Below are 11,713 nucleotides of genomic sequence, written 5' to 3' on the forward strand. Positions count from 1 at the left end.
AGCCTAGCGATGCCGTTCATTGACAGAATGTCTTAGAAACCTCGAGCAATATGGCTTCGCGTCCATAGATGCCGACAGTCCTTGCACTCGAAATCCTGCGTCACCTCATGGTCAGTCACGGTCACCTGCCGTGACTTGCGCTGCCCTGTCAATCTGTCGATGACAAGATGCTCCACGGATCGGACTTGATAAACCGCCTCATGATAGCGAACCATCTTTATCGCTCTACGGTGACAACTGGGACACTCTTTGTTTTTCTGGTGTTCGATCCAAAGGATCTGAAGATGGGGAATTAGCCAGCTTGAGGCGCTGAGCACTCCAGCGATGATCAACTGGTCCGTCGACTTGACCGAGAACGTGATGATCTCGAACGCGCCAAGCACGCACAGCCCACCAAAAAAACTGCCCCAGAGTACAGCCCAGAGCAGTCGATATTTGCACAATTGCCGATAGCGCGACTCGCGGCTGGCATTCTGTTCAGCGAACGTTGTGTCTTCTGTCCGTACGGCTACGCCACTGACGGCTGACAAATACTCGTCACCATCGAAAGCGTTGTTATAGAACTGCTGAGCCTGCAACTGTAGTTGGGCACAAAACTCGTCCGGAAGAACCGTGTGCTCATTTTTCTCGTCAGATTGAAGCTTGAGCTTCAGTACTTTGGCATCACACAGGCAGCGAAGAACCTTTTCAGATGGCTCGATGAAAAACATACCGATTTCGAAGAAGCTCCCCCCTCGAAATTCGCTGCTTTTGCCTGTCAGGTACTTCAACTCGATCCGCCGACCATCGACTAACAAGGTCAATTGAGAGGGCAGCCAGCCGCCCGGGCGCGAGGTCTTTATCTCAACATCAAGAATCATGCGGTCTGAAGCAGGACGAATATTGCGGCGCCACGAGAAGGTGATTTCATTCTTGCCAGAACGATACCGGCAGTGACGCAGGTGCTGAATCGTGGTGAGACCATCGAACTCATCACGTTCGACGGACACAAAATCGGACTTGATGTCCATCAAGACACCCCTTGCAGACTGATACACAGTTGATGCTCGTTAAACACCGCATCCGTATTGAATACTGGGCTGCGGGGTGTTTTACGGTCCTGTGTCCGGTTTCTTGGCGCGTGCCTTTGCCAGCATCTCGTCCAGTTGAGCCAGCAAATCATCTGCGCTGATCTCTACAAATTCCCCGCATGATGCGGCCAAGATCTTCTCGGCGAATTCAGCGCTGTACTCCGGGTGAGGGTAGTCCGGGTCAGTTTTATCGATTGCTGTGAAGCACCACTCGCCGCCCACTTCCTGGCCCATAAGGCTATCGGCCTCCTGCAGGCCAAATAGCGTGGATTGATACTTCGCATCACAAAGATTTGGGTATGCCTGCATCACGGCCTTTCTCAAGTCACCAGCGCTGATTCCGTCAGCGGCGAGCTGCATAATCAAAGCCTGCAACGGATTCATGTCACGCATCCTGTACCTCACTCATTCAGAATGACCTCCCCGCCAAGCAAAGGGGAGGAAGTTGTCGACCAGGTTTTAAGCCACAAAAGCTGGACGCTGATCGCCCAAGTCGTAGCCAATCATGAAGAGTGCCGCCTCCAGTGCGCGCAGCGGGTCATTCGGAGAGGGAACCACATGGAAACGGCTGCCGGCGGCGTCTGGATGCGCCAGGACCGCACTCAGTACCCAACTGGCGCGCATATTCCACATTGCGTGATGGTGGCCTGAGCGCAAGCCCTTGAACTTAAGCCCGCCGATACCAGGGTCGCGGCGCTTGGGAGCAAGCGTATTTTCTCCTTCCTTGGCAGCTGCCCAAGGGAAGCACAGCGCTTCAGGTACCTTGGACAGCCCATGCGCTTGGCAATGCTTCACGACCAACCAGCCCAGACCTGCCGCAACACGGCTGTCGTAGATGATGAAGTCCTTGCAGAGCAAGGAGTAAACTTTGGTCATCCCAGAATTGAAGCGAAGGCTTTTCGAACGCAAGACAGGTGCCTGATCGTCGCCGGCAACTATCGCAGCTTGTACGCCTTGCAGCATTCGGCCAAGCCCCACATTATTCGCCTTCAGCCAGTCCGCATTGCGGGCCATAACGCCGCCCCAGCGCATGACGTCGACGGCTGCCTCAAGAGTGTGTGAGTCGCTCCCGGTAGCGCTTACCAGATCCTGACGCAAGGCGGACAAAGCGATCCCGTTGCTGCTGGAACATACGCCTGGATTGAATCCCAAGCGGGCATTACCCGGGTGATTCCAACGGTAGTTTTCAAAGGCGTTATACAGGCTGCTGCATGTCCATTTCTCACCGCTACGACGATTGACGTACTGGTGCTTGAAACACGACTCAGAAGTGAGCTCAGAGGCCAGCCAGCGGATGAATCCAGAAACGTGGGGAAGGGCTAGATAGGTTTGGCTGTTCATGAAATGCTCCTGTGGGCTGGCGCTTGTAGTCGCAGGATTGCTTGCCAGCCAGAACATAGTCCCAGCAGATAAACCCACTTTTTGTCCCTGAGCTTCTGCCATGATCAATCATCACCGACGCCGCACCACTTTGCGCAAAATCCTCCAACGCTATGGCAAGTCTATGTCGACGGCGGATATCCACAGTGAACTATGTCGGTGGTTCGATGACTCCAGTCTCCATATAAAAACCACACTGCGTGACCTCCAGGCTCTGACCGCAGCCGAGTTTGTAGCCAAAGGAGACGCTGGCTCGGATAAAAAATCAAAATACTGGAAATCCGGTCGTGGCGGCTTCGACTTGACGCTTTCCCCCACAGAGGCAATGACGTTGGCAGCTATTTTCGACCACGCAGAGCGCTTCGGCTTCAAGGCCCACACAGAACAACTTGTCGATTTACGCGAATACGCAACCACGGAAATGACGAAGCGCTCCACGCGAACACATGTGTGGACAAAGCGAATCACTACTGGGACCCGATTTACGCTGCTCAGGCCAGGTAAATATGATCCTGCACACCTAACCAGCATCCAACAGGCCATTCTGGACGATGCTTCGCTTGAGGTGACCTACCTGCCAAGAGACGCCAGCGGCGTCGAATGCATCTACTTACTCAAACCCTTGGCCCTCTCATATCAGGATTCAAACGTCTATCTGTCGGCATACGTGCTCGAGGAGCAATGGCCGGAGGGGCATACGCCTTCACCAAACACCCGCCGCGGCAAGTACAGCAGCAACGGTCCCAAGACGATGTGCGCCCTCATGCTGCATCGAATGGTAGAGGTCAAAGCGAGTTGGCTAAAAATAGCTGACCCGGAAAACTACGACGTCAATTCGCTTGAAGCCCAAAAGCACCTCATGACAATACACGGCGATGACCCCGTACAACTCAAACTACGTCTTGGCCCCAACCTGCAAAATCGGCTTACCGAGAACCCGTTGGCTGAAGACCAGGTCGTAGTGCAATACGCCGATGACAAGTGGGACTTGAGTTGCACTCTCCACGACACCCAAGGCCTACGCCTGTTCCTGCTCAGCAATGCTGGGGATATTGAAGTGCTCAAGCCCCCGTTAATCCGAGCGCACGTGCGCGATACTCTTCGTCGCGCAGCGAGTGTATACGCTAGCGATTAATTGCCTGGCCACAGATTTGATGTAATGTTGGCTGAGGGTTTCAACCACATCACCAATTAGGATGGTTCCCTAACTGAAATGGTGGTATCGCCCCCTAGCGATACCTTACGGTGAAGATTTTGATTATCCTTCACCACCACGTAGCTATTCCGTTCCTAGTCGACCAATTGCTGCTCCATGGCCGTCAGGTCGAGCAGCATCTGCTGGAAATGCCCCCAGTCGAAGAAGTACACCCCCGCGCCTTGGCTATAAGTGTGGCCCCCATAGGCGATCAGCCATTCGATCTGCTGCATACGGATGCGACGCTGCACTGCGTGTGCCGGTGAGTTCCATTTCGATGCTCCTTTGTCCGACGTCGATCCGAGGCCCGTCAGGTTGGTCATCCGTGACCGGCTGGCTCCGCGCCTGACCACATCAAGTGGATATATCTTCAGGATATGTCGCCATTCTGGACACACTAACAACGCGCGCCTGCTTTCACTGACGCCGGGGCCGTGAGGAAAACAAACAACACTGGATCGAACGCCACCATGGTGATGATCAGCTAAACCATTAGCTTACCCCCGGCTGCATCCGAAGCCATGGGATCCATCGCCATAACGCTTTGTCGCAGCTTTGCAGAGGTAGCTCGCGCGTCGAAACAGTTCAGGCAACTGATCCACATTCCCTGGCCGGACATTCCGATCTACTCGGAATTCTGCGTTAGGCGGGATATGTACCAAGCCCCGCACTTGCTCAACCTCGCACTTCAGTGCACTGGCCCAAGCTTCTTGCATACGGCTGATCATGTTGGGCCTCTGTGGCTGCAATCGCCCTACTGTGTAGTAGGCGTCTCTGTTCAGCAGAATCAACAGGTGGTAATGCGGTCGCCCTCCACAGCCCACCTCCCTCGCCCAGACGTAACGCACCCTGCAGTCATGGGCGTACTTGTTCTGCTCACGCGCCTTATCACGGTTATGCTCAATTTTTGCTTTGAACGACTCGATGAACCTACTGATCACACGATTTGACAAAGCGTCATCTGGAAACCCCATCAGACGCGAAAGACGAAGGTCCACCCTGAATGCAATCACCCTAGGATACTGATCAAGGGCAAGGTTAATGGTGCGATTCAGCGCTTCAAGGTACCCAAGTATAAAAGGTCCTTTTTCAACCATTATCGGCAGGCCTTGAAACGTAGCTGCTGAGTACAAACGAAGATTACGATTTTCGGAGAAACGAAGCATGGTTACTACCTACTTTACTGAAGATCATATCTTCAGTCAGCTCGGTAGTTATTTACACGTTCAACATAGCCCATTGAGCCAGACTTCAATGAGTCGCTCATACATCTAACAACACCAATGACGTTTACCTATGCCATACTGCCATTTACTAGGCATTGATGAGACAACCATCACAGATACCCTTTGAAGGGGTATCTATGCCCTTAACCTAACGACTCAATATGCTTAATACTCTACATACATGATAGACTTGCGTTATTAGAAGGTAACAATGCAAACACTAAAGCATATTACCCGCACCGAAAAACTCATCACTTGAAACACAAGGGGAAGTTAAACATTCCTGTTCAGGACCAAGGAAACCAACACAACCAAAAAGGTCCGGCAAAAAAACATCATGCCCGGAAATCAACCGAGCACGATGTTTTCATTGAAAGCAAATGAAATCTAAAAAGCAAGACCAGATATCGCAAGCATGCTAGTCAACCCTAATTGCGTTCTGCTAACCTAGCCTGAATCCACGCAAAAACTTCAGACTCTACCCATCCGACACTTCGCCCACCCAGCGTAATGGGCTTAGGGAATATCCCTTCAGCAATGTACTTATACACCGTCGACCGGGCCAGACCTGTTATCTCAACAACCATTTTCATTCGTAGTATGCGCATGACCAACTCCTCAAATCCGTACACAGGATCTGGGAAGCCGATAAAGTTTTACTGCCCACCACCAATCTTCCTAATGTCTTACCCTCGATATCGATAGCGTGTTGGAGTATGAACCTTAGTAAGCAGACCAAAACGATAACGATCTTCTTCGGAGAGTTCCACCTCGTCAGAAAATCTCTCACACACAGGCTCGCCATGGATGTTCCTATTCATGACATAACACTCCCCCGCTAGAAACTCTTGATGGGGAACAATTAACAACGACCGACCAAAAGAGAACAGACCAAAATATCCACCGAGGTCAAAACTCGGCAGAATCTGCAGCCCAGCAATTTCGTACGGAAATCCCTTAGCACTTAATATCACACCTTGGACGCGACGAGCCATCAGAACAACAATTTCATAAATGAACTCAAAAAACAGCTCACCTAGCAGGTTGTCAATTTCCGGATCTTGCCCTGACCCCACCCCCTGACTGAAACCCTTCTTAATACGCATCAGCAATTCATCATCAGACCTAAACTCACCTACCTCAAAAGCTTTCCAATGCTTGGACAGCAGCATCGACGCGTATTCCTCCAATCTAACTTGGAGCACTCTTGGGGATTCGCCATTCTTGGCGAAAGAAGAAAACAATCTTGCCAAAGCATTAAATCGATCGCTATCCGGCAGCATTCCAAAAAATTTCTTGTACCTCTCAAACCTAAGCCACTTACCTATTTTAGCCGACTCAATGAGAGCTCCGACCTCATTACACTCCCCGACACCCACACTGGCGTTCGAAATGGCAGTCAGCACAACCGTTCCCGAACTGCCTTCTGGGAAAACTTCATGATTAAAATCAATAAAATAAACCGACTTTGAAACACCCAATACAACAGACATTGTAACCCCAGGAATCACCCCTCTCATTACCCTCAAAGCGATAAGCTTGTGAACCTGTGCCTTTATTCTCTCTCGATTTAGGCCGGTTACCTTGGATAGCTTGGATACTCCGACTTCTCGTACAATCCCAAATTGATCGGCGTAAAGAAGCAGGGTGGATAGTAGCAATCGATTACAAACACTAAGACTGCCCTTACGCTCTTCCGCAGCATGCAGCAAATGATCGATTCTCGATCGATTTATCACATTAGACGTTTCGTTCCAGTTTTCCAGCAATCTGGCTAACTTACTCGAAGCTCGATACTCGCTCTTAGGACGTCCCCGCCCGATGAAGATAGGGGTGCAGATCAAAAGATCTTCCGCCACTAATTCAGACAGAGCGCTAGATACCACACGATCCGTGGCACCTGAAACCTTGGCTAACTCCTTAACCCCGATCGTGATCGACTCGCCCACCCCGTACAGCTGCACGAGCCTTACGAGGACAAACTTCGCTTCTGGGCTAATCCCAGCCAATCCAAGACCCAACAGAACGCAGTGCACCACTACCCTCCACCCCTCTAGAAAAGCAGCCATTAAATCGCAGAAAAACACCCTATTTCAAGCACAATCAGAGAAGCGTATGCTACTCCGTAACGTCACTCCGTAACGACCTATATAAAAATAACTTTTACTGTAATAAACTCATTAGCGGGGAATGCCTTGGAAAAGCCAAAAAAAAGACTTGAATGGATTGAAAGGAACAACCCAGACATGCAGCAATGGGCCATTCGATACTTGAATGGTAAGGGGGCAGACATATCCAAACAAACCACCTACGACGAACTTGTAAGATGGTCTGAGAACTGGCCTGAGAATAGCGAAAAACGAGAGCTTCTAAAGAACATGAAAGGTGCTTGGCGCCAGAAAAAACTCCGAGAAAGCAAAGACGGGCGACAAGCGAACAATTTTATAATTTCACTTCTAGCAAAGCGAAAGCTGAAAAGCTTGGCATCATCAAGAAAAGCCACTATTACTGAAACCCTGGAATGGTTAATTCAGAGCGAATTCGAACTAAAAGAGCAATACAAGAGTCAAGCAAGGACTCTGAACGAGGACAACCTTAAAAGTCTAAGAAATGAGCGGAACGCAGCATCCATACTCGCTTCAAAACTAAGCGAAACCCTAACCGAAATTTGCAAACTAAAACTTCAGATTGAAACCTTGGCGCCTGACCATCACACACTTCCAACCCCACCAAAAGAAAAAATAGAAGAACTTTTTAATATAAGAAAAACAACATTACTAAGCACAAACTCCATTTTTGACGCCGAAGACATAAGAAAATATAGAAAACTAATAAAACCAAAAATCCAGAGCCAGATACAGGACAAGGACAAGGACAAGGACAAGGACAAGGACAAGAGTGATGAAGAGATTATAGACATCATCTCCTCAATACCTGAATTAACAAAAAAACGCCAACAAGAATCCGCGACGACATCTCATCAGCCGCCCCACACCAAACCAGAAGATCATTCAGAAAAAATATAAAATCCCCTTTCAGAGAAATATCACAACCTCCATAGCAACCTGAATAACTTCGCGATCATTATGAATCCAACTCCAGGAATGGCTATATAAAGCTGCAAGAGATAGAACTATAGATGCAGATGCATGATTACATACTAGAAGCAAACCTGAAAAGCATTAAACAGCAACCGGACAACTAGCCGAGCTAACAATTTTGCACTCAAAATGAAGCAGTCCATGGCGCGAAAGTTAAACGAAGTACTGCGGAGATTTAGATCATAGCAACCTTCAAAATACCAGGATCATGGCGAGATTTGGTATTTGATCTAAGGCACGAGGAAAAGTGAAAGGCTGGTAGTTCAGACAGGTCCCATAGTGCTGATCGTGAGGATAGGAACAGTTCAACTCCCCGCTCTCGAACTTCCGTCTGTAGTACACCGGTGAGCGTTTAGTTTTTCGGAAAAATATCGAAATCATGTTGGCCATTTTCAACAGTCTATCGTGCTAGCCAGCACCCCACTCCTGACGATAGGACTCGGAGAACTGGGATACACTAAGGCCAAGATTTATTACGTCACCCAGCACCTCCAGACGCCACTCCTAAGGCTGACCATTGATTACAACTTGATACCCATGAAGGGGCAGCATTTCTGCCTTAACCCTACTGCCCTGGAATAGGTAGTCAAGTTCATCGGTGCGTCGATTTGCGCCAACTTCAGATGCTGCTGCAGGAAACTCCTTCAGTACGGGGCTACTTATGCGATCCACTTGCGGATGAGCTCCATGAACTCAAGGGCAATTTATATATTATTCACCATAAGAATCATGTACAACTGAGTTTCGATCATAATTTCCGAACCTGCTTTTCATACAGGCTGGTTAGGTCTAGTGGGGTACCCACCCTTGGTCGCTTGTACCGGCAGGAACAATTCCAGATAACGGTAAATGAGGACTAAATCCTTCTTGGACTCTGCAGGCTTGAAGAGTATTTTTTGAGTATCGAAGTGACCAGCCCGGCAACTGCGAAAAGCTATTCGTAGGTGTGCTAAGTAAGATCGTACCTACCGCATGAGGAGCGTCCTTGAAAAACCAATGCTTCGCAATACTTCAAAGTTTCTAGATCATCTGTATCTGGCAGTTTGAGCGCTGTATTCTAGAGCGTGAACGACTCATCATTACTGTTAGATGAAGATCCACTTCGATATGTAATTCACAAGCCTAAGTGCCTCAGCACTATCAATTAAGGCGTACTTAAAATCGCACTACTGCGCACAGCGATTCTGAACAACTGATTCGCAGACACCCGGTACTGACCTGGGGAGCCGACCTCTGGACTGGAGGTGGCGCTGACAACCTTCCCCAAGGCTCAGGTTAAAATTTGTTCAACGGACCTCGCCGGTGTTCGAGCCCTGTGGAAAAGAAACAGCTGTTAGCTGAGAGGAGCTTGTCGGTGGGGCCGCGCCTAAGTCACCTTTCACAGCCGCCCTGGGTTATCAATGTCCTTAAGAGCGGTATTCCAAATAGTATTCCACAAAGAATATCAATTTGTTTTTTTGCTTTAAAATCAACAAATTATGACACCTGTTCAAATTACCCCGGCCCACCAATTCAAAGCATCAGCAAAACCCGCCTAGTGCGGGTTTTGCTGTTTCTAGCGTTTGGAAAAGCCCCGCCCAAGGGCTTTCGGAATTTTCCCTCAAGATGTCGCGCCATCGGTGAACGGGTGCAACGCCTCCTACACAGATAGCCTTCCCCAGTCGCTACAAAATCAGCGAACGGGTTTAGCAGCGCGTTTACTCTCAAGGCTTGCAGAGCCACCCTCCGTTCGAGCGACGCTTCAAGCATCTGCTGGTTCGTATGATGGTGGCTGGGCGTGGGGCACTTTCGTGTGGCGCCGGGCTCCGTGATTCCTGGTCTGCTAACCCGCGCACAGTCGCCACGCTATACGTTTAGCAGCGATGTGTGGCGACGCCATCAATCAAGGAGTTTCAGCCATGAAAAAATCACCCCTAATCCGCCCTCAACTCCCCTCTTTACCATCGCCCCTGACATCTCCCCCGAAACCCTGCTGGTCGAACGGGTGCTAACGCTCACCCAAACCACCCGCTAACAAAAAAGGTCGAGACGCTTTCCAGCGGCTCAGCCTTTCACTACCCTGCGCCTTAGAAACTCCAGCGCGTGGACACATCACATTGCGCGCCCCCTTCTATCAGACACCCGGAAGTCCGATACCCGTGCTCAAGCCCCTCGCAGCCCTCACCCTCGCCTGTCTCCCCTTGCTTTCATCTGCCTCCGAGCTGGCCGGTGTGTGGACGGGCACGCTGGGCAAGTCCGCCATCACAGTCTGTTTCAACGGTGCCCACGGTGCGAATGGCAGTTATTACTACCAACGCTTTCTCACTCCCATTCAGTTGACGCAGGCCAACACCAGCGAGCCGTGGGCGGAGGAAGGGCACACCGGGTTTTGGCAGTTGGACGAACCGCAAGGCGATACGCTGACGGGTATCTGGAGCAAAGCCTTGGGTGGGAAAAATCTGGCGCTTAGCCTGAAACGGGTGGACACGGACAGTTGTGCCAGCGATGCCTATAACAACGCTCTTGAAGCCGCTGCACCGCCAGTCACTGTCGAGAAAAGAACCTTCAACGCGCATGCCTATCAGGTGAAAACCCAGGGCGGGCACGTCAGCCTGAGACTCGAAGGCAACGCGCCTGGCATCGACATGATCAACCGTGACCTCGCGCGCATGGCCGTCGGCACGCAAGGCCAGGCCGACTTCTACCGCGAGCGTCGCAATGCGCTGGACCAGAGTGGCGGCACCACCACCAGCGAGATTTCGGTGGAGCCGTTTTACTGGTCGTCGCAGTGGATTACGGTGCGCTTCTATCAGTGGACGGCGGGCTACGGTCGTGGCGGGATCAGCTGGGGCCTGCACAGTTGGAACCTGCAGACTGGCCAAAGCGTTGATCCGTGGACCTGGCTCGGTGGCCAGCAGGAATGGGACAATCCCTACGCGGGGCAAGTCAAGTTGCCCGCCACGTTCAGCGCTTGGCTGGCCAAGCAGACCAGCGTCGATGAAGGCTGCCCGGCCGTGACCAGCTATTCGTCGTTTGACCTGAGCTTCAACACCCAAGGCATGCAGCTATCAACGCCCGCCCAGGGCGACGGTTGCGATAACGAGCTGAGCTTTACCTGGGAGCAGTTGGAGCCCGTGTTGACGGCCGAGGGCAAAGCGGCGCTGCCGAGCCTGAAGGCACCGTGAAGGTGATCAGGCGCAGGGCATCAGTGTTTGGTCAGCTTGTCGAGGTAACCCATCGCAAACGCCGAAACCACAAAGGTCATGTGGATAATCACGTACCACATCAAGTGATCGGGATCGACGTTCTTGGCATCCATGAAAATGCGCAGCAAGTGGATCGACGAGATCGCCACGATGGAGGCGGCCACTTTCATCTTCAGCGATGAAGAGTCCATGGTGCCGAGCCAGTTGAGCTTTTCTTTGTTTTCATCGATATCCAGCTGCGAGACGAAGTTCTCGTAGCCCGAAATCATCACCATCACCAGCAAACCGCCCACCAGTGCCATGTCGATCAGCGACAGCAGCAGCAGGATCACTTCTGCTTCCAGCATGGTGAAGATGTTGGGAATCACGTGGATGATTTCCTGGAAGAACTTCAGCGCCAGGATCAGCAGGCCCAGGGACAGGCCCAGGTAGATTGGCGCCAACAGCCAGCGTGAAGCGTACATAGTATTTTCGATAAAGCGTTCCATGGGATCTCACACAGCTTGGCTAGAAATGGCGGCGAGTATACCAGCCGCTACAAGTCACCTGTCACCAC

Annotated in this window: 11 protein-coding genes; 3 read left to right on the forward strand and 8 right to left on the reverse strand. The window is 51.0% G+C overall.

Going from position 1 to position 11,713, the window contains the following annotated elements:
- Positions 1–32 precede the first annotated feature (32 nt).
- From CQ041_RS15610 to CQ041_RS15620, 3 genes are all read right to left on the reverse strand, one after another.
- Entirely contained in the window at positions 33–1,010 is a 978-nt protein-coding gene (locus CQ041_RS15610) for a hypothetical protein (RefSeq protein WP_105523332.1), read from the reverse strand.
- Positions 1,011–1,091: 81 nt separating this feature from the next.
- Entirely contained in the window at positions 1,092–1,454 is a 363-nt protein-coding gene (locus CQ041_RS15615; protein ID WP_230682624.1) for a hypothetical protein, read from the reverse strand.
- Positions 1,455–1,529: 75 nt separating this feature from the next.
- On the reverse strand, positions 1,530–2,411 hold the full coding sequence (locus CQ041_RS15620; RefSeq protein ID WP_105523333.1) for a hypothetical protein: 882 nt from the start codon (positions 2,409–2,411) through the stop codon (positions 1,530–1,532).
- 100 nt (positions 2,412–2,511) lie between these two features.
- On the opposite strand from CQ041_RS15620, the gene CQ041_RS15625 reads away from it, so the two are divergent.
- A complete protein-coding gene (locus tag CQ041_RS15625) occupies positions 2,512–3,585 on the forward strand; it encodes a YafY family protein (RefSeq protein ID WP_105523334.1) in 1,074 nt (357 codons plus the stop codon).
- Between the two features lie 155 nt (positions 3,586–3,740).
- Here CQ041_RS15625 and CQ041_RS26300 read toward each other — a convergent pair whose 3' ends face one another.
- From CQ041_RS26300 to CQ041_RS15640, 4 genes are all read right to left on the reverse strand, one after another.
- A complete protein-coding gene (locus CQ041_RS26300) occupies positions 3,741–3,896 on the reverse strand; it encodes a hypothetical protein (RefSeq protein ID WP_156088629.1) in 156 nt (51 codons plus the stop codon).
- Between the two features lie 246 nt (positions 3,897–4,142).
- Positions 4,143–4,811, reverse strand: a complete 669-nt coding sequence (locus CQ041_RS15630) for an inovirus Gp2 family protein (RefSeq protein ID WP_010463639.1) — start codon at positions 4,809–4,811, stop codon at positions 4,143–4,145.
- A 488-nt stretch (positions 4,812–5,299) separates the two neighbouring features.
- Positions 5,300–5,479: an AlpA family transcriptional regulator gene (locus CQ041_RS15635; RefSeq protein WP_105523335.1), complete on the reverse strand. Its 180-nt coding sequence runs from the start codon at positions 5,477–5,479 to the stop codon at positions 5,300–5,302.
- Between the two features lie 78 nt (positions 5,480–5,557).
- A complete protein-coding gene (locus CQ041_RS15640; protein WP_146116066.1) occupies positions 5,558–6,907 on the reverse strand; it encodes a hypothetical protein in 1,350 nt (449 codons plus the stop codon).
- Between the two features lie 210 nt (positions 6,908–7,117).
- Here CQ041_RS15640 and CQ041_RS15645 point away from each other — a divergent pair, with 210 nt between their 5' ends.
- Complete coding sequence (locus CQ041_RS15645) at positions 7,118–7,897, forward strand: hypothetical protein (protein ID WP_105523337.1); 780 nt, start codon at positions 7,118–7,120, stop codon at positions 7,895–7,897.
- Positions 7,898–10,110: 2,213 nt separating this feature from the next.
- Positions 10,111–11,136 carry a hypothetical protein gene (locus CQ041_RS15655; protein ID WP_105523339.1) on the forward strand — a complete coding sequence of 342 codons (1,026 nt, stop codon included), beginning with the start codon at positions 10,111–10,113 and terminating at the stop codon, positions 11,134–11,136.
- Between the two features lie 20 nt (positions 11,137–11,156).
- Here the strand turns inward: CQ041_RS15655 and CQ041_RS15660 are convergent, their stop codons facing one another.
- Positions 11,157–11,645, reverse strand: coding sequence for a TIGR00645 family protein (locus CQ041_RS15660; RefSeq protein ID WP_105523340.1), 489 nt, complete (start codon positions 11,643–11,645; stop codon positions 11,157–11,159).
- Positions 11,646–11,713 lie beyond the last annotated feature (68 nt).

The sequence above is a fragment of the Pseudomonas sp. MYb60 genome, assembly GCF_002979555.1.
Classification (GTDB): domain Bacteria; phylum Pseudomonadota; class Gammaproteobacteria; order Pseudomonadales; family Pseudomonadaceae; genus Aquipseudomonas.

What these genes read in the sequence shown, in the direction of transcription:
- CQ041_RS15610 (WP_105523332.1), bottom strand. Translation starts at nt 1,010, where the DNA reads ATGGACATCAAGTCCGATTTTGTGTCCGTCGAACGTGATGAGTTCGAT.
- CQ041_RS15615 (WP_230682624.1), bottom strand. Translation starts at nt 1,454, where the DNA reads ATGAATCCGTTGCAGGCTTTGATTATGCAGCTCGCCGCTGACGGAATC.
- CQ041_RS15620 (WP_105523333.1), bottom strand. Translation starts at nt 2,411, where the DNA reads ATGAACAGCCAAACCTATCTAGCCCTTCCCCACGTTTCTGGATTCATC.
- CQ041_RS15625 (WP_105523334.1), top strand. Translation starts at nt 2,512, where the DNA reads ATGATCAATCATCACCGACGCCGCACCACTTTGCGCAAAATCCTCCAA.
- CQ041_RS15630 (WP_010463639.1), bottom strand. Translation starts at nt 4,811, where the DNA reads ATGCTTCGTTTCTCCGAAAATCGTAATCTTCGTTTGTACTCAGCAGCT.
- CQ041_RS15635 (WP_105523335.1), bottom strand. Translation starts at nt 5,479, where the DNA reads ATGCGCATACTACGAATGAAAATGGTTGTTGAGATAACAGGTCTGGCC.
- CQ041_RS15645 (WP_105523337.1), top strand. Translation starts at nt 7,118, where the DNA reads ATGCAGCAATGGGCCATTCGATACTTGAATGGTAAGGGGGCAGACATA.
- CQ041_RS15660 (WP_105523340.1), bottom strand. Translation starts at nt 11,645, where the DNA reads ATGGAACGCTTTATCGAAAATACTATGTACGCTTCACGCTGGCTGTTG.